Here is a 25,554-nt window from a genome sequence, read left to right on the forward strand (position 1 = left end):
GAGCCATGAGGTTCTTAGAACAAAAGCCGACAACTTTTAGTAAAGGGCAGATACATCGAATAGGCAGTGCGCTGCGCGCTGGGAAAGAGATCGATGAGGGGCTATACCGGCTCATATTGGTTCAACAGTCTGCCCTATGCGACCATCTTGAGTCCTTGGCCGTGTCAGCGTTGGGCGAATCGGGCGTGCCACTGGAGCGTTCGACAAATGCCGTTGTGGAGCCGGATTCGAATCGTTTCTTCATAGGCTCGAGGGTTAAGACCCGACCAGTGCTTGTTGAGAAACTAAGGAGAATGCCGAGCTTTCCCCTGGAGAGCATCCAGGATTTTTCGGGAGTGCGAATGGACTTTGATGTCTCGCTTTCGGAGCAAACAAAAGTCGCTGAATTACTTGCCCAATACCTTGAAGAGCAAGGCGCTGCTCGCGTCAAAATTCAGGATATGAGAGAAAAGCCGCACTCTGGGTATCGGGCGATTCATCTGCACATTTATTCTCCGGCAGGCCGTGCCGAGTTCCAACTACGTACAGCACTCCAATCACGTTGGGCCAACCTCTACGAACTGGCTGGTGACTTATACGGTCGTGGCATTCGGTACTTGGAGTTTGGTGAGCAAGTACCGCGGCAATTCAATACCCAGGTCCGCTCACTCCATGAGCTTTCAGACGTTGTGTATAAAGTGGAGAGGTATTTCGATGTGCTTTCCCCTCCGTTTGCCGAGCATATCGTCGAAACAGTAGAGCTGCGTGAAGCCCGTTTATTGCGACAAAAGACTTCTACGATGTTGGATAGACTCATTAGTGAGCTCGACAAGCGACGGGCAGACAATGAGTCGGAAAGGAGCGAATAAAATGCCGGCTTTTCTCATCAAGTATCACCGCCCGACGGGTGCATTGAATGTCACCGAGTTTGAAACCTTGACTGAGGCAACCCTTGCCCGCCATGACCTCGATCAAATCAACGATGACCCCGATGTTGAACTCGTTGCTATTGGTGCTAAGAACTTGGAATCCGTCCGGCACACGCATGCGCGTTACTTCTTCCGTGAGAAAACCGCGCCGCCGTACCCTTTCGTGGCTTAAGTCCGGAGGCTCTGAATAGCGCAGCGAGAAGAGTTTAGCTGCGCAGTATCTTCTCCATGGCCTTGCCTTTGGCGAGCTCGTCAACGAGCTTGTCCATGTATCGGATGTTTTGCATCAGCGGGTCCTCGATGTCCTGCACCTTGTATCCGCAAATCCTCCCGGTGATAAGTGAGCGGGACGGGTTGAGATGTGGTGCCTGTTCGAAGAATTCCTCGAGGGTGACCTTCTCCTCTCGCGCCCGCTCTAAGCCCTCAACTGAGTAGCCAGTGAGCCAGGAGATAACTTTGTGGAGCTCGCTGACAGTTCTACCTTTGCGCTCTACCTTGTTGACGTAGTGCGGGTAGATGTCAGCGAAGGGTACGGAAAAGATCCGGTGGGACATGTGGCGCAGTGTATCGATATCGGTTGCCACTGATTCAACCGTGCCACAGCGTGGAAATGGGCATTGCCCATAGGTTCTTGCCCATTGGTAGGACGTCTTTGCCCGTATATAGGACGATTCCTGCGCGGAAGGAAGCGCCTGCAACCTGCTGAAGGTAGCGCAGTCCGGCAAAGTCTTTTGGCTGGATCGACATTGCGGCTTTGACCTCCACACCAACAATGTCCCGGGATCGCGATTCCAACACGAGGTCCACTTCTTTGCCAGTGGACGTACGAAAGTGGAAGAGGCGATAGTCAATCGAAGACCAGGCCTTCTGCTTCAAGAGCTCGTTGGCGACGAAAGCTTCGCAGATACCTCCAGTAATCGTGCTGGAGATATTCATCTCCAAAGCCTCTGGATCGAGTCCTGCAAGGCTTGTAGCAAGTGCGGTATCCGAAAGAAAGACCTTGGGCTTAGAAATAGCCCGCTTCTCTAGATTGGTTCCCCAAGACGGCAACTGGTTGATCAAGAAGACATCACTCAATGCAGTCACATAGGTAGGGACCGAGCGTTGAGGAATATCGAGCGCGCGCCCAATGTGTGCCGCTACAAGCTCGGCAGTTCCCTGTGCTGCCAATTTGTTGAGAAGATTGCTCAAACGGTCGGGGAATTGAATACCGTAGAGCTCAGCAGCATCCTTCGACAGTACTCGTTCAATGTAGGCGTCGAACCAGCGGTGCTGTCGCCGCCGGCTAGCATCTCTAAGTCCTGGGAAACTTGGTGTGCAGAAGAGTTGAAAGTAGTCACTCCGGGAAGGGGTAAAGGCGGGATTCAGCCCTGAATCCCCTAATGACCACACCCGTCCGGCAAAGTCATCGTAGATGCCCAAGCGTTCACCCACGCTAAGGCCGTGAAGACGAATTGTTTCTGCACGGCCAGCGAGAGACTCTTCAGCTCCTGTGAGACTGAGGAGATTGGAGGAACCAGTGAGGACAAAGCGCCCGGGTCGTCGATCTTCCTCTAGTGCGCCTTTGATGGCACGAAAGAGCTCGGGCGCGCGTTGAATTTCATCAATGGCTAGTGTCCCCTCGGGGAACTGCCTGACAAACCCGTCTGGGTCCTCTTGTGCAGATGCCAGCGAAGCGCTCTCATCAAGGTTAAAGAATCTATGCTCTCTATCTTCGAGCAATTGATGAACGAGGGTGCTCTTTCCCACCTGGCGTGCGCCAGAAATAGTCAGCACAGGCGTATCCGACAGGATTTCCTCCGCCAGATCTTGTGCGTTTCTATGTAGAAAAGAATCAGTCATGACACTCAATCTACCTGCGATATTGCGGTTCTGCAATGCCTGTGTTGCCGTTCTGCAAGGGTTCCGTTGCCGTTCTGCAAGGGTTCCGTTGCCGTTCTGCAATGCTCTCGTTGCCGTTTGATCACGCCTTAAAACGCCAAAAAGAGGGCACCCGCGGCCGTCGTAAAGGAGCGCGAGGGTGCCCTCTGTGGTGGGGCTCAGGGAGGTGAGCTAGTTCAGTTAGTTCCAGACGGGAGCGTCACCAAGCTGCAGCTCGGAGTAGCGCGCCTCCGGAACCGTGGCGGAGTAGGGCTTGCCCACGGGCTCCCATTCTTGGTCGGAGTTGCAGCGCACGTCCTGGCCGTCCGTGTCGAGCATGGTGAAGCCCCACACCAGCTTGCCCTGGGAGTTGGCCGGCAGCTCATAGGGGCCGACCTCTTGGTTGAGCTTCCAGTGCTGCTCATTGACGTAGTGGAAGCCGTAGGTCTGGGTGAGCACCTTGGCGAGCTCGCCCTCGCCCTTCATAGACCCAGAAACCTCGATGGTCTGGGTGCGGGCCTGGGTGACGGTGTGGCTGACCGGAACGGACTCATCGTTGCGGTTGGCCACGCTCGTGGCGTCGGTCTGCTTGAACCAGCGGCGGGTAGCGGTGACATAGGTGCCGTTCTCACCGGGCGTCGAGCAGCTAGAGCCGGGCTCGTAGTCAGTGTTCCAGCGCTGGGGCAGCTCGAAGTCCCCGCCGAAGTCGGCGGCGTGGGCAACAGGAGCGGCCGCCAGCAGGCTCAGTGCGGCAAAGGTGCTCGCGATGGACTTCTTCAGCACGCTTTAGCCCCAATCGTTGTTATCGCGGGTGGAGACCTCGATGTGGCGCTCCTTCGGCAGGGTAGCGGTGAAGGTGCCGCCGTTGGGCTGCCAGGTGTTATCGGAACCGCAGATGGTCTTCTGGCCCTCGAAGTCGGAGACTACCCAGCCGGCGCGCAGCACGGCGGTCTTGCCCGGAGCGATGTTGTACGGACCAACCTGCTCACCAACCTCGTAGGACTGGGAATCGGTGTAGCTGGAGGAGAAGGTGAAGTTGATGAGGTCCATCAGCTTGAAGTCAACGCCAGCGGACACGTTCCAGGTCTTGGTCTTGGTCTCCGTGATGGAGCGGGTAACCGGCAGCGGCTCGTCGTTGTAGTTGGACACGGTCCAGGAGCCAGCGGAGCCGTCGAAGTAGGTGCGCTTGATCTCTACGGTCTGGCCGGTATCACCCGGGTTGGTGCAGTGCTCGCCGATGGTGGTCGGGTTCGCCGGACCCAGGTCACGTGCCGGCAGGGCGTTGGCGGCCGGTGCGAGGAGGATGCCGGAGGCGACGGCCAGGGCAGCAGTGGTGGAAGCAATCTTGGTCTTGAACATGGTGTGGTCTCCTTGGTGGATGTGAGGGGTGAATGTGAGCGGGGGATTAGTAGACAGTCTGGGTCACCACGGGCAGGTCGCGGTACTCGTCCGGGGTGATGTCCTCGGTGCGAGTGGAGCCGTCCTTACCCGTGATGGTGGCCTCAGCCCAGAAACCGCTAGGAGCGGAGGTCTGCTTGTAGTTGGAGGTCAGGCTGTACTTTCCGTCCTTGCCGCAGTGAATCTCGCGGTAGTTGATGCGGGTCATGGTGGTGCCGTACTCCACGCGGACGCGCTCACCCGGGGCAAGGTCGATGTGCTTGAGCTCCGTACCGACTGGCATGTAGGCGCGCTTGACCGCACCAACGGACTCCAGCCAGCCCTTCGGAATGTCGCCGCGGTTGCCCTGCCAGTTGGTGTACGGCGAGTGCTCAGCGCCCACGACGAAGTCCGTGACCGGCGCATACTCGTAGTCACCCTTGGACCAGTTGAGGAAGTCCGTGGAGTAACCCGGCTTGCGGTAGGTCGGTGTGACGGCAGTGATGTCCAGCGGGTACCAGGAGCTGTCGCCGCCCTCACAGGTCTCGCCTTCCTTAGGCCAGGAGGGATCGCGCTGAAGCTCCTCGGAAGGCTGCATGATTTCATCCTTCTTCGGGTCCGCAATCTTTTCCAGGCTCGGGCCGGAAACGGAGGTGTAGTTGCCCTCGATCGGCTTGGAGTTGGCGCCCGGGGAGCGGGTGGGAATCTCCATGGCGAGGTCCGAAATCGACCCATCGGCCTTGATGATGTAGGCAAAGGCATAGCGCTCGGCCGGGCCCTTGCCGCGAATGACGTTGGCGCCTGGGATGTTCTCCAAGCGGTCATCGTTGCAGCCGACGAACATGGAGATGAAGTCCTTCTCTACCACGCCGTACTCCACGCGGAAAGACTCGCCCGGCTTGAGCTTAATAGGGCCGAAGGTTTCCTTCTCCTGCCAACCGTTGGTCATCTTGAGGCCGATATCGGACTTAGCAGTCGTGTCCCATCCGGAAGGCATGGCTGCCTTGGAGTTGGCCTCAATCTTGTGATTGGTGCCAGTCTCCACCTCAGCGGTGTAGGGCACCTCCTGATCAGTGGTGTTCTTAAACTGCAGCGTGCCATCGCTCAAGTAGCGACGGCCCGTCTCTGCAAAGCGCCATTCGCGCTCGGCGTTGTCACCGGCCGCGTTACAGCTCTTGTAGAGGTTCGTGATTGGGTAGGCCTGCGGCATGGGCGGAATGTCAGCCGCCTGTGCCACGGGCGCGATAAATGCGGCCGCCGCAGCCGCCGTGGCCGCTAGCGGCGCGAGCGCGCGCAGTCCCTTGATGTGCACCTGGATACCGTCCTTAAAGAAAGTTAAAGAATAAAAGCAAGCTTCTTGAAGTCCCGCACAATCCTAGGTTCTGCACAGCGCACTCTCAACGGCGTAAAAAATATTTTCCAACTTTGCAAGAAAGTTAGGGTTGTTAAGCTTCCGTTTACCAGCGATGATGCGTTCTCACCTGTTGGAACAATTTACCCCCATCTGGGGCTGTTTTGGTTCTGTGTCAAAGTTAACGACGCTGGCAGAAAGCTTAAAGGCGCATGTATGTCGCTCCCAGACTTTGGTTCGCCCTCAGCGTTTCCTGTCTGCAAAATCTAGCCCTTAGGCCCTGTGGTGGGGGCGTCGAGTAGCAATGTGGGCGTGTGGGGGCAATGCTTGGCGACGTCTCCCCCCTCCCAATCCCGAGCGAGAAAGTCACGAACATGCGTGCGTCATCACGGGAGGCCTCGGTCTGGGGCGCAGGTGAAAGGGCGTGATGCTGATGGCCTAGAAGAGATCCCAGATGGTGATTCCGAGGATGATGGAGCCGAGGGTGAAGACGAAGTAATTCCACGGATCACCACGGAACTTCTTGTATTCCTTGACCTTGTAGAACATATAGACCGGCAAAAGGAAAATGAGGATGGCATCGAAGACGCCGCCCACCAGGTAAATGAGGTCAAGGATCGGGGGATTGAACACGGAGACCAACGTGCCGGACATGAAGATGACGATGTAGACGATGGTCAGCAGGCTGCGGCGGTTCAGCCGGTTCGCCGTACGCGGTGCTAGGAGGCGAACCATGTAGGCGGTTCCTTCTTCAGCGCCGAGCATGGTGCCGAAGTAGGACGTGATGACAGCGAAGATAACGATCAACGGTGCCAGCAGGGCAAGAACCTGCATGCCGGTGACGTTGGCGAAATAGGACAGAACCGGAAGGTTCTGCTCAGAGGCTTCGCGCATACCCTCAGCGCCCAGTGCGAGCACGCATGACCAGACGAAGAACATGGTGAAAACAACCAGCAACGCGGCGGTGTAGAGCTCAATGCGGGAGACGCGCTTTTCGGTGTTCTCTCCGTAGGTTGGCTGCATGTCCACCGACATCTGTGACAGCGCAGCCATGTGGGAAAAGGAAAACGCAAGCACGGGCAGGATGAGTACTGCACCAAGCAAAATATGGGGCCAGCTGCCGCCCTGGTATTTCACCTCCACGAAGGACTGGAAGTCCCATTGTGGAATGAGATAAATCGACGTCGCCGCAAGGGAGAAGATCAGGGGATAGACCAATGCCTGCGCCAGCCACAGCATGGGTTTGCGCCCAAAGGCGAACACGCCGGTCAGAGTACCCACGCACACCACGGAGAGCACCCAGCGGTTAATGGACGGGCCGTGGAGCTGATTAACAATGAAACTATCGATGGCGTTGGTCAACGAGATGGCGTAGATGAACACCGTGGGCACGTTGGCCAGGGAATACATCAACGCCACAAAGAGGCCAGTGTTGCGCCCCAGGTATTTGCGCACCAGCTCCAAAATATCCAAGCCATAATCCTGGGAGGGTGCGCCAGCAACAATGCGGGCGTAGGTGCGGTGGGAGAAATACACCAGAGGAAAGATGATCACCGTGGCAAAGGCCAGTGGCCAGAATCCGAAGGAGCCCGCCTGTAGAGGCAGGAACAGGATGCCGGCACCCATTGCCGTCCCAAACAGCGCCAGCACCCAGCTCAAGGCGGTGCCTTCGGATTTGCGTGCGTCACCGTTCATCAGAGAGGAGTAGGGTACAGCGTTGCAGCTGCCCGTCACGAGAGGCTTGGAATTAGTCATCACCTCTACTTTCTAATATTCGATGGCCTCGCGGATAATCGGGCAGGTCATGCAGTGGCCGCCGCCGCGGCCGCGGCCAAGTTCAGCCGAGCCAATCTCTACTACTTCTATGCCCGCGGCTCTCAATTTCTTATTGGTGTGCTTGTTGCGGTCATAAGCCACCACCACGCCGGGTTCGATGGCCACGACATTGTTGGCATCGTCCCACTGCTCGCGGGCGGCAGTGTAAGAATCGCCGCCGGTTTCGATGACGTCGAAGGCGCCAATGCCCAGTGCCTTGGCGACGACCTCAAGGAAGGGTGCGGTGGGCAGTTCGACGTCGAACGGCGCCGTGCTTGTTGAAGGATGCAGAACTATCGGCCGGATAGTGTCTATCACCTTGGGGTAGGCGGTGACCTTGTCGGCGTCAAGGAAAGTAAAGACCGTGTCGAGGTGCATGGAGGCACGGTCCTTAGCCATGGCCGCAATGATGACCTTAGTGGCTGCGCCTTCCTCAAACAGCCGCATGGCTAGTTGGCTTACTCCTTGCCAGGTGGTGCGCTCACCCATGCCTACCAGCACGATGCCCTTGCCAATCGGCATGATGTCACCGCCTTCGAGTGCCGCAAGCCCCGGATCCTCGTCAGTGTTGCCGTACCAGAATGTGAAGTCTGCCTGCGCAAACCGTGGGTGGTAGTTGTAGATCGCGCGGGTCAGCAGCGTTTCCTGGTGGCGCGCCGGCATCCGCATGGGGTTAAGTGATACTCCGCCATAAATCCATGCGGAATTATCCCGCGCGTACTGGGTATTGGGCAGCGGGCGCAGCGCAAACGCGGACGGGCCGTAGACCTCACGCATGGCATCGATGGTGCCGTGGCCCAGGCCTTGGGGAACTTCGGCGAAGGGCAGTCCGCCAATGAGCACTTCCGCAAGCCGTGCGGCGGGCATCTCGTTGAACAAGTGGCGCAGCTCGCCGCCGATGCCGACGCCGACGTTCTTATCCAAAAGCTTGAAATCGAGGATGAAATCCCGCCCGTCCGGGGTATCCAGGGTCTCCTCTAGCAGTGTGTGCATCTCCAGTACGTCAACGCCGTAGCCACGCAGCTGGGCTACGAACTCCGCATGGTGCTTCTTGGCTTCATCGACCCACAGGACGTCGTCGAAAAGCAGCTCCGCACAGTTGCTGGGAGTGAGCCGCTCGTGCGCGAGTCCGGGCGCACACACCATGACCTGGTGAAGCTTGCCTACCTCGGACCAAACGCCCAGCGGGGGAGTAGTCATGTGCGTGAGCCTTTCTTGGCGCTGGTACGGCGCCATCGTGCACCGTGGTGAATTGAACCACCAGAATTACTGGATTGTGAACTACGTGACAAGTTTATGGAAGGCGAGCATTTTTTCAAGTCTCCGTGGGTGGCAGAAAGCCCATGTAGGTGCAGGTTTTGCGACATCATGCATAATATCATTCACTTTTATTCATGTATCTACGATGAGGGAAGTGGGCACTCTGCTGCCGTGCTTGCCGACGCCCCATCCCTCCACCACTGCGAGGACCCCACGGTGGTGGACACCGCAGCCCGACGGTGAACCGGGTGCATAACTTTGGGTGGGGTGGAAACTCTGCGCGAATATTAGGGATCAGGGTGCGGGGGTAGGTGTGGAGTGCAGCGTACGGGAGAGTAGGGCGTTCCCGCTACTGAGAATCGAAGTCCTCAACGATGAGGCTTGCTGCATGTTCGCGGAGGTAGTCGCGCATGTATGGCAAAGCGAAGTCGACTTCGCCGTGGCCGGTGGTGGTGATCATTTCGGCGTCGAGAAGTCGGCGGCGATAGTTGCCCACGTAGGAATCAGTCTGTTTAAAACGGGCTTTGATGTCCGACATTTTGGTAGGGCCATCATTCTGGGCCATGTAAACTAAGAAGCTTCGGTCAATGGTCGAGAGGTCCGACAGTGCCGGCTCGTGGACAAGTTGGCCGAGCTTGCGCTGCGCAGTTGTGACTCCTCGCTGTGCAGCGTCGACGGAGATTTCGGCGCCTCCATCCGAAGCACGTTCCCTTTCCCTAAATGAGCATTGACCTACGAGTTGAATCATGAATGGGTAACCATGACATGCCTCCACTGCAGTGTCCAAAGCGTCTTTCGACCACGCGGTTGCAGCGGTGTGGAGGGGCTCTTCCAATGCTTTGCGAACATCCGAATCAGAGACTCTACCCAGCTCAATGCGGTTTGCGCGGCGAAGGAAAGTGACTGGATTGGCATCGCCGTGGCTGTTTAGCTTCCCGGAAAGCAGTGGCCTGATTGAGGTTGGGATTCCCGCCATGACTACGGAAATGTCTTCCCCCTCACGGACCAGGTGTTGGATTGTAGCGCCGAACTCTATGAGCTCCTGGCTGCGTTGGTGGTGCATCTCATCCAGCGTGACGAGCACTCCGCCAGGCTCCTGGTGGGCCTTCCGGTCCAGTTCGCGTTTGTAAGCCAGCAGATCCTTAAGCGCATTGCGCAGCGAGTATGTTGATTCCGCGATAGCGCGGGTATCCCAATTCAGTCCGCCGCCAATGCTAAGGATGGAGACGTTGAGCCCCTTGAGCTGCTTCCTGTCCTGGGATAGACGTTGGATAATGCTGCTGCGCAAGCGCTCAACAAAACCGGTTGTTGCGGTATCGCTGAGCGTGAGCCAACCGCGCGCGAGCGCCTCGTCTTCGAAAGCGTTGAGTAGGACCGTTTTCCCGATGCCGCGGGGGCCAATGATGAGAGAGATTCTCTCATGGGCGCCGGGGCCCTCATCGAGTGCAAAACCAAAATCACGAATGGCATCACTGCGGCCAACCAGCAACGGGGGAGTGGCGCCAAGGGTAGCCGTAAAGGGATTGGTGTGCTTCGGTTTCATGCTCTCACTATAATCCACAAGGCTTTTGAAGTCTTGTGAAGTTTATGAAGTTTTTGAATTCTTTGAAGTTTATGAAGAGCTTTGAAATTTGAAAGAGGGGCCGCGCCGCTAAGCAATGGGAAGTGGCGGCGCGACCCCAGAGTGATAGGGAAGAAGGGCGGATTCCCAGCCTTCTGTGTAGGGGCATCTTTGACATTAGGGATGGTGATGGACATCGCTGCGATTGATTCGAACACGGGGCTCGAACAGCCCGCTCGGGATAAAGAGTGAACGGTTGTTGAGGATTAGGTCAGCGCTACTCGGCTGGTTAGGAAGAGGAGGTGCTAGTAAACATGTGGACCTCGAAAGTTCATCTCGATTTCCCTTCTATGTCTACAATCCTCCAACCAGACAAGGCACAATTTCTCTATGCGAAATCGTCACACCATTCTTGCTTTGACCTGCCTCTTCTCACTTAACGCAGCAAGCGCCGTCGCAGCTGAATCTGTTCCCACTGAACCGGCTGTGGCTTCTGGAGACGTTGTCTACTTCCAAGACATGAAGGAGTTTGAGCCTCGTACGTGGGATGATGGCAGCCAGCAGGGTGGTATCGCCTACTTGGCAACCGCTATCAAAACGCTCCGTGAGGAAGAAGGCGACCCCATCGTCGCATTTGGTGGCGAACTTGCAGCCGGCAGCTTGTTCGGGTCCGTCTTCCGTGGTGAGCCATTTGTAGAGGCCTTTAATGAACTTGGTGTGGATGTTGGTAACTTTGGCAACCACGACTTTGATTACGGCTTGGACCACACCCGCAGCCTTATTGAGAAGGCTGAGTTTCCGTGGATTTCCAGCAATCTGACTACTGAGAATGGTGAGCCGATCAGTGAGGATGGGACTACGTTCACTGCGAAATCCGGTGAACTCACCGTCGGTTTTGTGTCCCTCACGGCGGATCTTGATCGCACTGTAGCTGCTAAGGATGTTGTGATGGGGGATTTCGTCGATTCCGCACGCGCCGGGGTCAAAAAGCTGCAAGAAGAAGACGTGGATGCAATTGTGCTGCTGAGCCAGATTTCAAAGGAAGACACTACGCGGGTGATGGAAGAGGTTCCTGAGCTCGCAGTGGCGTTGCGTGAAGAAAACGAGGCGCAGTCACCGGAAGAAATTACCTACACCGTCGATGATCGACCTATTGTCGCACCGCGCGCTGATTACGGAACGTTGGTCCACCTCGACATTACAGTTGACCGTTCCACACAAAAGCAGACAGTGAAGGTGGTGAATCATCCGGTCAACCCATCGCTCACCGCTAGTGACGAGTGGAAGAAGCGCTCAGAACAACTCTACGGTGAATTAGACCGCCAGCTCGCTGAGGAACTTGGTACTGCGACGCAGCCTTTATCAAAGGCTGAGCTGGGACCCTTAGTAGCGGATTCCTATCGCGAACACTTTGATACTCAGCTCGGATGGCAGAACGGTGGTGGTCAGCGAGCTGACATTAAAGAAGGAACCCTGACCCGTCGTGATGCGCAGTCGGTACTTCCTTTTGGTAACTCACCAATCTCAATTCAAGCGACCGGCGCGCAGATCAAGGACGCGCTGGAAAAAGGGATTGAATCGAACCCAGACGGCGGAAACGGCTTTCCACGGACTGCTGGATTCACCTTTGAGTACGACATTTCTGCACCCTCTGGTGAACGTGTCACGGATATAAGACTGGATGACGGTACTTCTATGGACATGGAGTCCACCTACTCGCTCGCTATTAGCAATTATGTTGTGAATGGTGGCGACAAGGTTGATTCATTCACCGATGCACCTGTCATATCTACCGGCACGGCAATTGACGTCGATGTCTTTGCCGAATACATCAAACGGCATCGTGAGCTTTCACCTTTGAAGATTCCTGAAAAGTCAAACAGCCCAGCACATGGTGGAAAGGCAGGAGAATCGTCGGTTGGTTCTTCGCATGGGGCAGCCATTGCCTTTGGGGTGATTGCTGCATTGGCGGGAGCCTTCATCGCGTTGACCCCTAAGTCTGTACTCGATGGGATGGTTCGCTACCTGAGGACCTTCGTGCCGGGCTCCTAGCGCAACACCTAGCAACGAGATTCCCGGTGGGGCTGATTCCTTTTGCACGCAATGCGTTCTGTCCCGTTGCTGCCGACGAAGCCCACCGGCTCAGTGTTGTGGATTGTTGTGAGTTCCGTGCGACTAACGAACAGCTGTTTGGCGCAACTTTTCTCTTGTCCGAAGACTCCGATAAGTTAGCTTCTGTTGAATCTCTCTTAGACTCTCTCACTCTCTCGGAGGAATCGTGGCAATCACGCTAACTGAAGAGTTTCGTTATGCTCTTGGTTTAATCGGCGCAGGACGAAACGTTCTCATCTCAGGTAAAGCCGGAACCGGTAAGTCCACGCTGTTGCGGGAATTCCTTGAAAACACGGGTCACAAGGAAGTGCTCGTTACCGCACCCACCGGTGTTGCTGCGTTGAACATCGAGGGCTTCACCATCCACCGAGCTTTTGGTTTTCGGCCATCGATGGTCCTTAGTGATCTAGAAAAGGGCGGCTCGTGGCATCCATCCACCCTGACATGGAATGTGCTTAAGAAGACCGACATTCTCGTCGTGGACGAGATCTCGATGGTTCGTTCCGATCTATTCGACATGATGGACCATGCTCTTCGCCGCATCCGCGGGAATGGGAAGCCCTTTGGTGGTGTGCAGCTTGTTCTCGTCGGTGACCTGCTGCAGTTGCCGCCTGTCGTTACTCCGAATGAGGCCGAGCTTTTCAACTCAGTGTGGGAGAGTCCCTATTTCTTCTCCGCCCAGGTGTACACGCAGCTGGACCTAGAAGAAGTGAACCTAACGCAGGTCTGGCGTCAGGCTGACCCAACGTTTATTGATCTTCTCAACGAGGTGCGTGAGGGAAGTGTCGGTGAAGAATCACTGGAAATTCTGAACCAACTGGTAGTTCCTGACTTCGATGCGCCCGATGACTGGGTGACGTTGACGTCGCGAAAGTCGACGGTGGCAAGGATTAACCGGCAAAAGCTAGCTAACCTTCCTACAGAAAAATTCGTATCGGTTGCGGAAGGAACCGGAGAACTTCCAGCCAATTCCTTCAGCGGTGAGGATGAACTTCACTATGCCGAGGGCGCACGCGTGATGACTGTGATTAATGATCCACAGGGCCGATTCGTCAACGGTAGTTTTGGCCAGATCGTGCGGGCAACTGAACGCGAGATCGATGTGCGGATTGATGCAACGGGTGAAGTAGTCACCCTGACTCCGCACACGTGGGAAATTAACCGGCCGGGCGTTGACGGATCGCGCTTGGTTAGCCAGACAATTGGAACGATTAAGCAGTTCCCAGTCATCTTGGCTTGGGCCATTACCATCCATAAGAGCCAAGGCAAGACAATCCCAAAGCTCTATATTGACCTTGCCGGCGGTACTGCCACCGATGGGCAGTTCTATGTTGCACTATCACGTGCAGTTGATGTGGAACACCTGCGCTTTTCTACTCCGGTGGAGCCTCGTCATATACGTGCCAACAACGCCCTTGTCCGTCGTGTCAGACGAGAAGTAAGTAGCGGCGTCAATACCGACCGTGTGGTGCTCGTGGCATTCAACGGCGTGAACTTTGGCATGAGTGAACACATCGCACGAATTCATGCGATTGTGTATCACAACGGTGCTCGGGTAGCGAGCTTTGGATCGTGGATTAATCCGATGGCTGACCTTGGGGAATTTGGACAACGGTATAAAATTCCGGTCGGTGGGCTCGCTATGGCGCCGACGTTAGGAGATTTCTGGCCACTTTTCCTCCGTCAGGCACAAGGAGGCATCGTCGTTGGTGACCGCCTAGCCATGCTCGAGCGTGCCGTACGCCATCAAGAAAAAGGCATGGATATCGCCCTCGGCATTGGGTACGAGGTGGGGGACTTTAGCTTTGAGCCAGAGGGCGATGATGTAGTCAGCCGGTGTGAGTCGATGGCGGTTGCCTATGAAAATGGCACGATTGCCCCGTCACGTGGGCAACTAGTTCCTCCCGCGGAACGGGAGACCGAAGGCGCAGTACTTATTCCATCCTGGGCACCGGAAACATCGATGATCCTAGACCAGTCACAGGCAACGGATTCAGATAATGCGTGGGCAGCGATGTCTGGTGGGACCGTGATGCCGCGCTCATTCGCTGAAGTAGAAGAGTGTGCCGAGCTTCTCTCTGCATGGGCGGTATCGCGGGGCTTGTGGACGCAGGAGCTTTACGACGACATCCTGTCCCGTGTTGCACGCATCGATACCCGCACCGTGGAGCTGCCAGCAGTCGAAAATGCCAGTGTGGATGTCCCCAGTCTCCTTGTTCCGGGGACGCGTGTCGCTTTTACCGGGCGTAACGAGCTCCTCGGCGGTCCCGCCGACGACGAGCGTCTCGACCGCATCTGCCGTATCCGCCGCCTTGAGTACAAGAAGGGAATGTCGAAGACACGGTGCGATGTCCTCGTCGCTCGCGATGTGTCGTCGATGTCCCGCAAAGCTCAAGCAGCTCGTGACTACGGAAAACCGATCATTTCTCAGGCTGACTTTGAATACTGGTACGAACACGGTCCGTTCCTCGAAGCGCCCGCCCCCGAAGCGGACGCAGGCACAGCGGATGCCGGCGCAGTCGCGGAGGAACCAGCTACTGTTCCAGTCAAGGAAACTGAGGCTGCTCTGGGAGTCGCGGCTGCCGGCTCAAACGTTGTACAGGCAGCGCAGAATGTCGCGCGGGCCGCAGACATCCTGACCCCAGGTACCCGCGTAGCATTCCGTGGTTCCACCATCATTGACAATCAGCTGTATCCACAAGGGCCGGTGCTTCAAGAATTCTGTGCGGGGTTAGGCTTGGTGTACAAGCAGTCCGTAACGAAGACGCGGTGTGATGTCCTCGTAACGGATGACCTCACAGCCCAGGACGGCAAAGCAAGTCTTGCGGTGCGTTATAACAAACCACAGGTGAAGCGGGAAGACTTCGCCGCGTGGGCGCAGGAGAAGCTGCGCCAGGAAGAGGAAGAAGCGGACATTATCGCAGCCGTGACAGCCTCAGACCTGCAGGCAAAGAATCCATTCATCGTGGACGATGAGCCGACAACCACTACGGACGCAGCACGTCCGGGCACTAACACGGATCCTGAGCTTGAGGATGCCGCCGACTCCCTTTCTCCGATCCAAAGCTGGAGCCCGTCTCATGCACCAGGGGAGCCAACACAGCAGGCTCAGCAAGAACCGTCGCCTGAGCAGCAACCATCACCGTGGACAGACACGCCACAGCAGTCCGAGAAGAACAAACAGGATGAATCCTTTTCTTGGTTTGCGGAACCGACCCCGAAGCAAGAATCTCCTTTTTCGCCGGCACCATCAGTAGGGCCAGCTCAGCCGACCCCTGCCGCAGCGTTTCCGGTGCCTGAACCTGCTGCAAAGCCAGTCCCAGAAGCCTCTCAGCCTCACAAGGAGAGAAAGTCCCCACGCTGGTTCAAACGCTCGGCTCTGGGACTACTCGCATTGACTATCGCAATAATCGTGGGAGCAGCTGCTGGTGCCTCAGATGTGGTTCTTGGGCTCATGATGCTCGCATGGATGGTTGCGGCCTTCGGCACCGTCCTCTTTGGCGCAGTTGCCCTTGTTACGTGGAAGCGATAGGTAAGAACCGTTTCGATGAGACGGTTCTTTATCAGTCGAGGCGGTACACCTCGTAGTCATTCGGCTCACCTGCGCCGGGGACGCGCTGCAGACCGAGTTTCAAGGCTAGGGCAATCGACGCTTCATTGGTGGGATCGATGATGGCGACGACGGGAAGCTGCGGGAAACGCTCGCGTGCACTGGCAATCGCAGCGGCTGCGGCCTCCTTCGCATAGCCTTGCCCTTGCGATTCTGGTGCGAAGCGGTAGTAGAGGTTGAGTACTTCTTTACCGGCCTCTTCGCTATGGCGCACACCAGTGAACCCAATAGTGGTGCCATCAAGCGTGGATACCACGTAGTAGCCCAGCTGGTTCTCACGCCAATTGGCTTGCCACGCGCGAGCTAACTCCACAGCTTCTTCTCTAGTCTTCATGGCAAGTTCAGGGCGGTGCTCGTACGTACGGGCATCCGAGTGAATGGCAAAGATGGCATCAATGTCGGTATCCGTAGGCACCGACAATGAAAGCCGCTGGGTATGGAGGGCGTAATCGTGATTCATAGGGAGTCCTGCCATTGATATCTACAGTGCTCCCAGGCTATCCAATTTGCACGCGTGTGGTGCAATCAATCTTGGCGTAGGGGCGTCCCTTATTGTCTACGCTGGTCATTGCGTAGTTGCCACCGTAGGCGCGGCAACCGGTGTAGTTGTCCACCGGATTGCTGGGTGCCGGTGCAGCTGGCGCTTGGTAGCCGGGTACAGCCTGCTCGGCTTCCTGCTCCGCGCGACGGGCAGCCTCCGCGGCCTCTTGCTCCGCACGGCGAGCTGCTTCTTCTGCTTCACGTTGCGCGGCCTCCGCAGCCTCGCGCGCAGCTTCTTCCTCGGCATGCTTCTTCTCGCGTTCCTCATCGGCAGAGGAAATCTCGTCATCCAAAGATTCTTGTCGCTCAGTGGCGTCCTTCTTCAGCTCGTCGAGAAGCTTTGCTTGTTCCTTGCCAAACGCTTCTTTCTGGAATTCAGACTGCTCCGCCATGGCCTTCTCCAACTTGGTTACGGCCAACTTGGCGATGGCTAGGCGGGAGGCATGGCTACGAGCTTTGTCGAGCTGTTCGTCATTCCACATGTCATCGAAGCGGAACTGCTGCGCCTCATCCACAGCGGAGCGTGCGTCCTGGTAGGCCTGGTAGGCGCTGCCATCGCCGAAGGCGCATTCCAGGCCGGCCGAGTTGATTCCCTTGCCTGCAGCACGGGCTCGGTCGGCAGCGGCTGAGACCTCCGAGAAGAAACGAGTGTTGCCACCTACCTTGATTGGAACAGCGAAACCTTCCTCAGCAACCGAGGCGTTGACCAGCGAGCCTTCCTTGAATACACCGGCCAACGTGCGGCCATAGTTGTCCTCGCGTTCGGCGTCATACTCCAGTGTCACTATCGTGCCCACCGGCAGTAGACCTTCCAAGTACTGCTTGGCTTCCTCGGCCAAGCACTCTTTGCCCATCTCCGGGGTATCGATATTGAGCAGGCGAATGCGTGTGGTCTCACCGTCCTGCACTACATCGATGGTGTCGCCATCGATGATGCTTTGGACCGTAATGGTGTCTTCGGAAGAGTCTGGCCCCAGTACGGTATAAGCGCCGTAGCCCACTCCACCGGCGGCTAACAGCCCAGCAACAACCTTGAAGAATCCCATATCAGCAACCCCACGAGAGAAAGAGAGTAACAAGAACAACAGGAGTATATACGGCGCGTATGAAAATAGGGTACGGGAACCAAACAGAGGGAATTCACCAGACTAAGCAGTCCTTGGCCGTTGCCCTGTGTAAACCGTTGAGGGATCCGTGATTTCTTAGACCTCCGGTACCGGGTCGGTGACCTCTTGGCCTGGTTCCTCAAGGGCTTCTTCCTCGAAGAATGACGAGTCTTCCACTGCGTTTCCTTCGCTGACGTCGCGTTGAACCGTCTTCTTCAGAGCACCCTCAATAAGCGTGCAGAGTGATTCCCTTCGGAGTTCGAAGAACGCATCAAAGTTGTCCTGTCGCAGTGCTTCGGGCGAAATGAGGTGGCCTCGGAGGACACGGTCCACGCCGTCGGCATCGAAGCCCGATTCGCTCTCAACCTTGGTCAAGTAAGCCGATGGGGCAACGCCACCGATAACACGGTTGGTACGTGCGCTTAGTGTCGTTTTGTTGACGATGGATTCGCGACGCTCGTCATCAATTCCGTTCTTCTTGCACCAGTCCTTGGGGAAAATGTGGTGAATATCCACGGCCATGTCTCGGTACTGGAATGCGCCGAATTGTTTGCCTTCTACCCAATCCGTGGAGCCTTGCGCCATAATGAGTGCAGCAATGCCCTTGTACGCAGCAGCGTTGCGGGTGCGCAACGAGTGAAGGCGCGATTCAGCAAAGATAGCATCTTGCACGGTGCGTGGGGCGGTAGGTTCTTCATCTATCGCCCAAGCGGGCACCCCTTCAAGGTCACGTACGAAGCGCGTTTCGATGGCAGCGCCGTAGAGCTCGCCAAAGACTCCGCTCCAGAACCACTGTGTGATCTTTTCTTTGACGTGGTGTTTGTCTGCTTCTTTGCCAAGTACAACGGCGATGGCAGCCAGTGGAACCAATTGCTTTGGGTAGGGGACATCCCTGAATCGGTAAATGTGCAGATCCGCAAGGAAGCCGGCCACCCAGATGAAACCTTCCCGCAGGGCATCCCGCCATGTGAGGTAGTCATTTAGCTCAAGTTTGAGAACGTCTTCTCTCTTGGCAGACAAACCGACTTTACGGCTTCCCGAGGAATCCTTGCTGCGTTGAAGCGTGGTTAGCATAGTGATTGCTTGGAGAAAGTCAGTGTTCTCCACCTTGCGGAGGACATCATGTTCTTTCCACAGCTCCTGAGTTTCAGTCCAGTCGTCGTTAAGACGGAAGTCATGTTGGTACTTTTCGTAGTATTCCGCATCGCCCGCAAACACTGCTGTGAGGAGCTCAAACACGTTGAGTGGGAGTCCGCCAACATTTACTTTTTCGAAGACGGTAGCCACTGCTGCTTTGTCGGTCTGCTTGTCTAGCTCAATTGCGGGAATCTTGTATTCGTTTACTTGGCGGATAATTCCATCGCTGAACGCGGTCATGAGTTCGGTGTCGCCTAGCTTGCCGAACCATTCGAAGAGCCCCATCTGATCGAGCAACAGCGAAACAGGGATGTAGCCAGCTTCGTGTTGTTTCTCCATGCTGCTGAGGTCGAGAACGATGTCACGATTGAAGTTGGTTCGAATAACACCATCGGCAGGCACGGAAATCACAGCTTCGTCTAGTTCGAAGGGATCCTCAATAGACCTCTGGATATTGATAAAGTACCTGCGATCGAGGCGCTTGCCGCGTGAGTCTTTGGTGTGAACAACACCGTCACCTTTGAGGGCTTGGGTGAGCGACGTCAGTCTCTGCTGGCCATCGAGAAGCAAGAACTTGGCCTCGGAACGAGCCGTGGCTTCCGTGCTTTCGATGGGGCGTGGTTTGAACCTGACGGAGGAGTTCCCTGTCTCCAGCAGCATGATGATGCCCAGCGGATGTCCACGGAAAATGGTGATGAGGAGTTGGCGAACGCGCTCGTCTTCCCACTTATATTTCCGCTGGAAATCGGGGAGCTGAATCTCCCCGTTTTCGGTATTGCGCATCAGCGCTGAAAGTTGGTGCATGTTGGTGTTGAAACCCACCGGTGTCTCCTTTGTGGCGAATAGTTCGTTTCCAGCATGCCGGAAAAGCTCAAAGGAGGAGGAGAAATAGGAGCAAATCTTGCGAAACTAGCTTCCATTTAAGCGTTCCCGCACTAGTGGAAGCTTCCATATTGGCTGCTTGTAGCAAGCCTAGTAATAAAGAGAGCTGGGCTTGGCCTCCAATCGTGTTTTCGGTCGGGGCCCGGTTTTGGGATGGGTTAACGGGAATCTGCGTATCGGTATTTCCTACATCTGCTGCATTGCGCTCGGTGTCTACACGCTTTGACGTAGAACTCATTGATACGCTCACAGCACCATTTGCCACCGCGGCGTGGGTCCACGTACCTACGGAACATCAAAAGACTCGGCGCGTGCTGGTGTGGTCCGTGCACTTGGTGCCGTGGGACTATGGCCCCTACGCTGCGTTGAACGGCGAAGACCCAGCAGTAATCAATGCCCAGCCGGAGGAGCGTCAGCGTCAAGAACAGATTGCTCAGATACTTGAACTCACAGCGCAGCTGACTGAGCCCGAAGAGCCTGTCATCATTGCGGGTGACTTCAACAGTCCTGCCACCCTTGATTGGACGCAGCGCAGCGACCTCCCGGATTACCAGTGGCTTCCTACGGATGCACCGTTGGAAGCTGGTTTCACCGATGCTTTCCGTGCTATCTATCCCGATGCCGCCGCAGTGTGGGGTGATACGTGGTCTCCTATTGAGCCTTTGGATAAAGAGCCTCGTGACCGAATTGATTTTGTCTTCATTAAAAATCTGGATGTACATACGGCGCTGACCCGTGGCGCTCATGTCGTAGGAGAGAAGGGGTATGCGGCACCGGAGCTTGGCGGTACTTCGCCAGCCTTCACTCCCATTGGCTCATCTGCAAGTCTTATCCCGGACCAAGCAGGAAACGAGTATCCGAGTGATCACAACATTGTTGAAGTGCAACTCATGTTTCGGGATTAGTGTTTAGACACATCTGATAGGCGCCTTCCTCTCTGCGTAGGGGAAGGCGCCTTCAATATGGCGCCTACTGAAGTAGCCCCGGCGTAGAGTTCTACGATTCCCGTTCAGCAAGAATGTACGAAGCGAGTCGATGCGGTTCGATCTGGGAGGGCCACGCGGGTAGCGCCCCAGTGGGGGACCACGCAACGACCCAGGATTCGCGCTCTCGTTCTGAGCTTCCGCCGTGACCGCCCTCATCGATGTGACCGTGATCGGTAGTGACGATGATGAGCCAATCTTCATTGTGTTCGTTGGCGCGCTTATTTACAGCTTCCACAAGACGCTCGACATGTTGATCAACAGACCTAATGGCGACACGGTATTCATCTCCCATGAGACCATATACATGTCCGGCATCATCAACGCTGCAGCAGTACGTGAAACCAACGTCAAAGCTTCCACCATGGATTGCGGCGAGGGTGAAATCCGTGATTTCGGCATCGACCCGTTCGTAGCCGTAGGTCTCTCCATCACGGACGATGACACGGTGAAGTCCGGCGTATTGTTGCTCGATTCGAGGATGAATAATGGGCCCAAGCCCACTGGGGTCTACGAGGACTGGCCAGCCTGCTGCGGCAAAGGTCCGGGTTGACTGGTCTTGGTAGAAGGCTTGTGAAAGGAAATCAGGACGGTTCCACGTCCTTCCACCTACGCAGCTGTTATCCCGAAGCCCGTGCTGTTCATGGGTGGAGCCGGTGAGGATACTTCCCCAGCCCGGTGCGGAAATTGTCGGGACTTCCATCTGCATTGAATGCCAGCTTCCCTCGTCAGCGAGTTTCTGAAGGGTTGGGCCGACTTCAGGTTCGGCAGCAATGTCCCAGCGAACGCCATCCAAACCAATAAGTAGGATCCGACGACTCGAATCTACGGGTTTGGGTGTTGCGGTGTTGCCCGGGTTACGCATTAGCGCTCCTTTGCTTGTTGAAGGATTGTGCCTCAGATACTTCGTCAGTGGTTGCGCTATCGACCACAGCGTCATGACGCAAAGTTTCCAGGCTAACCTGGCTTCCAGTGGGGAATTCGCTTGCTTCGCGGTCGGACATATCGACACGAATCACAGCGCTGCCAGGACCGGCAAGCATAACTGAGGTGAAAATGCCGCGGAGCTGCTTGTTAAGTACGTGGTACTGGCCTTTGGGATCGGAGGTGATGCGAAGATCTTCGGGACGAATGAGGCAGGCCAAGATATCTCCGTCTTGCGCGTCTATTTCTGGATTGACAACATCGACGCGGGTGCCAAGTACATTGACAGAGCCAGCGTTGTACTCACCACAAATGCGATTGGCGACGCCGACGAATTGAGAAATGAACGGCGAACGAGGGTGGTGGTAAAGCTCTGAGGGCGAGCCGATCTGCTCAATGATGCCGTTATTCATCACACCAATTCGGTCAGCCATCACGAGGGCTTCTTCCTGGTCGTGAGTGACCAAGAGGGTGGAGATGCCCTCTGAGAGCTGGATACGTCGAATTTCATCACGCAATTGGGTGCGTACTTTCGCATCGAGAGCTGACAGGGGCTCGTCGAGAAGCAAAAGCTGCGGTTCAATCGCTAGCGCTCGGGCAAGCGCAACACGCTGTTGCTGGCCGCCTGACATTTGGCCCGGGAACTTAGCCGTATGCTCCGACAACCCAACGAGCTCCAATAGCTCACCGGCACGGTTGCGGCGATCGCTCTTGTTTTTCCCTTTAATCTTGAGACCATAAGCGACATTGTCAATTGCATCGAGGTGCGGAAACAGCGAATAAGCCTGGAAAACAATGCCCATGTTGCGCCGACGAGTAGGCAAATAAGAAATCTCATCGCCATCAATGCACACGGAACCTTCGTTGGCATTCTCGAGGCCGGCGAGAATCTTCAGTGTCGTTGATTTACCGCAACCAGAAGGGCCTAGGAGAGCCACGAGCTCAGCCTTGCCGATCTCCAAATTAAGATTATCGAGAACAGTTTTGGAACCGTACCGTTTGGTGATGTTCTTGAGTTCTACGTGAGAAGAATTCACGTTAGTTTTCCTTTCGCGAGGAATCGATTTTTGCAATTGCGGAGATGGATGCCATCAATGCCCAGGTGATGAGAATCGTGATGAAGGAAAGGGCTGCAATACCACGCGGATTGCCTCTGGATACCTCAACGATGAAGACTGGGAAGGTGTAGTGCAGGAGTAGCGATGCGATTGCGAACTCACCCAAAGTCATCGCGATGGACAGAAGCGAAGCCGAAAGCATGGATACCCGAAGGTTCGGCAGTACGACGTTAAGCAAGGTCTGCGTTGATGTAGCGCCGAGCGACGAGGATGCCGCAAACATGGTCTTAAGGTCCAAAGCTTTAACTCCGGCATCAATTGCTCGATAACACAGCGGAAGCGCCACGATGACGTAAAGCGGAACCAACGACCACTTCGACACGAGGAATGACGGGGCTACCGCTCGGTAGAATTCCGATACTCCGGATACCAATGCAACAGCGGGAATAACCAGCGGAAGTACTGACAGTAGCTCGGCAATGCGTGCGAGTTTCGGTGACTTGAGGTTAAGGAAGACGATGGTCGGTACTAGAAGAACGAGCATCAACAGTGTGGTTGCGAGTGCCAGCAACAAGGTGTCAATGACTGCCGACATCGCGCGCGGGTTTTCAAATGCCGATAGCAGGGGCTCGAAAGTGAAACCATCACCAGGACGCGTGAAACCGAAGACTGCGGCAGCAACCCAAGGAGCAAAAAAGAAAATGAGCGCAATGACGAAGATCGTGGTGACAACCCAGTTCGTCTTCCCCTCTTTGGATTGTGATGCCTTAGGAGCCGAGGTGGTAGTGGAGGATGATGGAACGGTAGCTAGTTGCTGAGCCATTTGTCACTCCTTCGGGTCAATACGAGGCGCAGGCCCATAGCTACAAGAATGATGATCATCATCCACGTCACGAGGGCAGCCGCAAGACCAGGGTTAAGCAGGACGTTTCCGCTGATGAGGAATCCGATGACAATCGGAATGAGGTTGAGCGAACCGCCAGCAAGGGCATACGCGGTGGCGTAAGCCGCGAAGGCGTTTGCAAACAGCAGGAGTAGCGAACCGACAATGGGTGGCCATAGGACCGGTAGAGCCACGTCTCGTAGGTACTGGCCTTTCGTAGCCCCCAAAGATGAAGCTGCGTCGTACCACTCTTTCTTCAGAGCGCTCATTGAAGGAAGCATGAGGACAGTCATGAGCGGGACTTGGAAGTAGAGGTAGACCAACGAGACGCCAGCGAAATCAGTGATGGAGAAAACCTCACCGAAATTTGGGTATACCTTCTTGATAACTCCAGTAAGAAGTCCCTGGGTACCCAGCAAAGCGATGAACGCATATGCCAATTGGACACCGCCGGATTGTGCCGCTAGAGCTGAGAAGCTGTTTACGAGGTTGGATAGCCATTTGGGTCCTGACTTTTTAGTTGTCAACGCCCAGGCGATGATGACGCCAAAAAATCCGCCGATAACAGTTGTTAGCAATGAAAGATTGAACGTCAGAAGAAACGCTTCGCGGTAAGCCTGCCCCATTGCCTCGGCCATTGTTTCTGTCGAAGGTTGGCCGGTTGCATCCTGGAAGGCTGTGACGACGTTAGCGATAATGGGAATAATCAGAAAAGCCGCGACAAATGCGAAATAGGGGAGCGCACCCAGAAACGGCACGAAGTGATTACCCCTGTGATTTTGCTCCCTTGTCTTCTTGATTTGCGGACTTCGTTCCTGCGAGGATTTGGTCTTCAAGGTCATTAGTACTTGACCTTCTGAGCCCACTGGGTTGCAATAACTGAATTTGCCTTGTCGCCTTGGTCAGAGTTTGGAAGCTTCACTTTCTCAACGATCTTCGGATCCGGAAGGGTATCGAGTGCTTCATCGGAAAGCTTCCCTGCGTCAGCAAGCTCGGTGAAACGTGCAGGAACGGCGCCACCCAGTGCATACTGTTCAGACCCTTCATCGGAGGTGAGCCAATCAATCCACAGGCGTGCAGCATTCGCGTGCGGGGACTCAATGGTGCACGGCTGAGCGTAGTAATTACCAAACACACCGTCTTCGAGAACTGTCATCTCAAAGTCGACGCCATCTTTGACCAGCTGATCCTGGACGCCCACCCAGTTGTAGTTCCAGTCGAAGACAACCGAAGCTTCTCCAGTGGTCATGCCAGAAGACGGATCAGGGATTGGGACAAGGTGTCCCATGTCTGCGAGTTCGGCGAAGAAGTCGATACCAGGCTGGATGTCGTCCAAAGAACCACCATTGGCAAGCGCCGCAGCAAAGACAGTGGCGATGGCGGACGCACCTTGACGCGGATCACCAGGAAGAGCGATCTTTCCCTTGTACTGAGGATCCTTAAGATCCTGGAATGTAGTCGGGATATCGACATCGGCCTTGTTTACGCCCACGGCCAGAACACCGTAGTAGGCACCTACCCACATGCCGTCTTTATCCTTAAGATTCTCCGGGACGGCATCCCAGTTCGACGGCTTGTATGGCTCGATGAGCTTCTGGTTAATCGCCGGAGTGGTGAACGAGTAGCCAATGTCCAAAACATCGGGCTGCGTTTCTTGGCCACGGAGGTTTTTAACCGCCTCAAGTTCTTCAGCCGATGACGCATCCGGTGAGTCAACCTTGATCTTCACCCCGTACTTTTCTTCAAACTTCTGGAAATGTCCCTTGTAGTTTGCCCATGTCTCGGGATACGCGATGAGTCGAACCTCACCTTCTTCCTTGGCAAGTTTGATGATTTCATCGATATTCTGACCGACATTACGGTTTGCGGAGGAAGTGGAACCATTTCCACCGCAAGCAGCAAGGGTTGTGCCTGTCGCGGCAAGCCCCGCGCCGAGGCCGAGTGCTTGGAGGATAGTGCGGCGTGACAGAGTGTGGGACATCTGGGAATCCTTTCGAGTCTGGATTGAGATGGAGGGTCATTTTCTCGACAGTGGAAATTTTGGCACCACATTATTTCCCTTAGGTTCCGTCAAGGTTAACTCTGGTGGAAGATAATTTAATACCTTTAGCCTAGTGTTCCTGTCCTTTAAAAACCTCGCTTATTCTGACTAAGCGAATGGCACAATTGATGATCGATAGGAGTCCA

General features: G+C 55.5%; 22 protein-coding genes. 6 read left to right on the forward strand and 16 right to left on the reverse strand.

The window, feature by feature from the left end; genetic code table 11:
* The first annotated feature begins 5 nt into the window (after positions 1-5).
* Both M5J09_RS09945 and M5J09_RS09950 read left to right on the forward strand, forming a co-directional pair.
* Positions 6-848 carry a hypothetical protein gene (locus tag M5J09_RS09945; protein WP_239181053.1) on the forward strand — a complete coding sequence of 281 codons (843 nt, stop codon included), beginning with the start codon at positions 6-8 and terminating at the stop codon, positions 846-848.
* A 1-nt stretch (position 849) separates the two neighbouring features.
* Positions 850-1,080 (forward strand): hypothetical protein, encoded by a 231-nt coding sequence (locus M5J09_RS09950; RefSeq protein WP_039674063.1) that lies wholly within the window; start codon positions 850-852, stop codon positions 1,078-1,080.
* A 34-nt stretch (positions 1,081-1,114) separates the two neighbouring features.
* Here M5J09_RS09950 and M5J09_RS09955 read toward each other — a convergent pair whose 3' ends face one another.
* From M5J09_RS09955 to M5J09_RS09985, 7 genes are all read right to left on the reverse strand, one after another.
* The gene (locus M5J09_RS09955; protein ID WP_257157732.1) at positions 1,115-1,462 is read right to left on the reverse strand and encodes a DUF2200 domain-containing protein; all 348 of its coding nucleotides are present in this window, start codon (positions 1,460-1,462) and stop codon (positions 1,115-1,117) included.
* A 34-nt stretch (positions 1,463-1,496) separates the two neighbouring features.
* Positions 1,497-2,750, reverse strand: coding sequence for an ATP-binding protein (locus M5J09_RS09960; protein WP_070535536.1), 1,254 nt, complete (start codon positions 2,748-2,750; stop codon positions 1,497-1,499).
* Positions 2,751-2,969: 219 nt separating this feature from the next.
* Positions 2,970-3,551: a hypothetical protein gene (locus M5J09_RS09965; protein WP_257157733.1), complete on the reverse strand. Its 582-nt coding sequence runs from the start codon at positions 3,549-3,551 to the stop codon at positions 2,970-2,972.
* A 3-nt stretch (positions 3,552-3,554) separates the two neighbouring features.
* Positions 3,555-4,127, reverse strand: a complete 573-nt coding sequence (locus M5J09_RS09970) for a hypothetical protein (RefSeq protein WP_257157734.1) — start codon at positions 4,125-4,127, stop codon at positions 3,555-3,557.
* 46 nt (positions 4,128-4,173) lie between these two features.
* Positions 4,174-5,457 (reverse strand): hypothetical protein, encoded by a 1,284-nt coding sequence (locus M5J09_RS09975; RefSeq protein WP_257157735.1) that lies wholly within the window; start codon positions 5,455-5,457, stop codon positions 4,174-4,176.
* Between the two features lie 477 nt (positions 5,458-5,934).
* Complete coding sequence (locus tag M5J09_RS09980) at positions 5,935-7,191, reverse strand: amino acid permease (protein WP_257157772.1); 1,257 nt, start codon at positions 7,189-7,191, stop codon at positions 5,935-5,937.
* 72 nt (positions 7,192-7,263) lie between these two features.
* A complete protein-coding gene (locus tag M5J09_RS09985; RefSeq protein ID WP_257157736.1) occupies positions 7,264-8,511 on the reverse strand; it encodes an arginine deiminase in 1,248 nt (415 codons plus the stop codon).
* Positions 8,512-8,679: 168 nt separating this feature from the next.
* Between M5J09_RS09985 and M5J09_RS09990 the strand changes: the two genes are divergently transcribed.
* Positions 8,680-8,814 (forward strand): hypothetical protein, encoded by a 135-nt coding sequence (locus tag M5J09_RS09990; protein ID WP_257157737.1) that lies wholly within the window; start codon positions 8,680-8,682, stop codon positions 8,812-8,814.
* Positions 8,815-8,920: 106 nt separating this feature from the next.
* On the opposite strand, the gene M5J09_RS09995 is transcribed toward M5J09_RS09990, so the two are convergent.
* Entirely contained in the window at positions 8,921-10,114 is a 1,194-nt protein-coding gene (locus M5J09_RS09995; RefSeq protein WP_257157738.1) for an ATP-binding protein, read from the reverse strand.
* A gap of 408 nt (positions 10,115-10,522) precedes the next feature.
* Between M5J09_RS09995 and M5J09_RS10000 the strand changes: the two genes are divergently transcribed.
* Together M5J09_RS10000 and M5J09_RS10005 are read left to right on the forward strand one after the other, a co-directional pair.
* Positions 10,523-12,184 carry a bifunctional UDP-sugar hydrolase/5'-nucleotidase gene (locus tag M5J09_RS10000; protein ID WP_257157739.1) on the forward strand — a complete coding sequence of 554 codons (1,662 nt, stop codon included), beginning with the start codon at positions 10,523-10,525 and terminating at the stop codon, positions 12,182-12,184.
* 226 nt (positions 12,185-12,410) lie between these two features.
* Positions 12,411-15,776 (forward strand): ATP-dependent RecD-like DNA helicase, encoded by a 3,366-nt coding sequence (locus M5J09_RS10005; RefSeq protein ID WP_257157740.1) that lies wholly within the window; start codon positions 12,411-12,413, stop codon positions 15,774-15,776.
* 31 nt (positions 15,777-15,807) lie between these two features.
* Here M5J09_RS10005 and M5J09_RS10010 read toward each other — a convergent pair whose 3' ends face one another.
* The 3 genes from M5J09_RS10010 to M5J09_RS10020 all read right to left on the reverse strand — a co-directional run bounded on the left by M5J09_RS10010 (position 15,808) and on the right by M5J09_RS10020 (position 19,441).
* Positions 15,808-16,329, reverse strand: a complete 522-nt coding sequence (locus M5J09_RS10010; protein ID WP_257157741.1) for a GNAT family N-acetyltransferase — start codon at positions 16,327-16,329, stop codon at positions 15,808-15,810.
* Positions 16,330-16,351: 22 nt separating this feature from the next.
* Positions 16,352-17,440: a thermonuclease family protein gene (locus tag M5J09_RS10015; protein WP_257157742.1), complete on the reverse strand. Its 1,089-nt coding sequence runs from the start codon at positions 17,438-17,440 to the stop codon at positions 16,352-16,354.
* 156 nt (positions 17,441-17,596) lie between these two features.
* Positions 17,597-19,441, reverse strand: coding sequence for a DUF262 domain-containing protein (locus tag M5J09_RS10020; RefSeq protein WP_257157743.1), 1,845 nt, complete (start codon positions 19,439-19,441; stop codon positions 17,597-17,599).
* A 287-nt stretch (positions 19,442-19,728) separates the two neighbouring features.
* Here M5J09_RS10020 and M5J09_RS10025 point away from each other — a divergent pair, with 287 nt between their 5' ends.
* Complete coding sequence (locus M5J09_RS10025) at positions 19,729-20,424, forward strand: endonuclease/exonuclease/phosphatase family protein (protein WP_257157744.1); 696 nt, start codon at positions 19,729-19,731, stop codon at positions 20,422-20,424.
* Between the two features lie 91 nt (positions 20,425-20,515).
* Here the strand turns inward: M5J09_RS10025 and M5J09_RS10030 are convergent, their stop codons facing one another.
* The 5 genes from M5J09_RS10030 to M5J09_RS10050 are packed head-to-tail and all read right to left on the reverse strand — an operon-like array spanning position 20,516 to position 25,348.
* The gene (locus M5J09_RS10030) at positions 20,516-21,442 is read right to left on the reverse strand and encodes an alkaline phosphatase family protein (protein ID WP_306558224.1); all 927 of its coding nucleotides are present in this window, start codon (positions 21,440-21,442) and stop codon (positions 20,516-20,518) included.
* Positions 21,360-22,463 carry an ABC transporter ATP-binding protein gene (locus M5J09_RS10035; RefSeq protein WP_257157746.1) on the reverse strand — a complete coding sequence of 368 codons (1,104 nt, stop codon included), beginning with the start codon at positions 22,461-22,463 and terminating at the stop codon, positions 21,360-21,362. Before M5J09_RS10035 ends, M5J09_RS10030 begins: the two co-directional genes overlap by 83 nt.
* Before the next feature lies 1 nt (position 22,464).
* A complete protein-coding gene (locus M5J09_RS10040) occupies positions 22,465-23,307 on the reverse strand; it encodes an ABC transporter permease (RefSeq protein WP_239181024.1) in 843 nt (280 codons plus the stop codon).
* A complete protein-coding gene (locus M5J09_RS10045; RefSeq protein ID WP_239181023.1) occupies positions 23,292-24,209 on the reverse strand; it encodes an ABC transporter permease subunit in 918 nt (305 codons plus the stop codon). Before M5J09_RS10045 ends, M5J09_RS10040 begins: the two co-directional genes overlap by 16 nt.
* Complete coding sequence (locus M5J09_RS10050; protein WP_239181022.1) at positions 24,209-25,348, reverse strand: ABC transporter substrate-binding protein; 1,140 nt, start codon at positions 25,346-25,348, stop codon at positions 24,209-24,211. The genes M5J09_RS10045 and M5J09_RS10050 overlap by 1 nt, the downstream gene beginning before the upstream one ends.
* Positions 25,349-25,554 lie beyond the last annotated feature (206 nt).

This window comes from Corynebacterium sp. BF-R-2 (assembly GCF_024586525.1).
In the GTDB taxonomy this organism is placed as follows: Bacteria; Actinomycetota; Actinomycetes; order Mycobacteriales; family Mycobacteriaceae; genus Corynebacterium; species Corynebacterium singulare.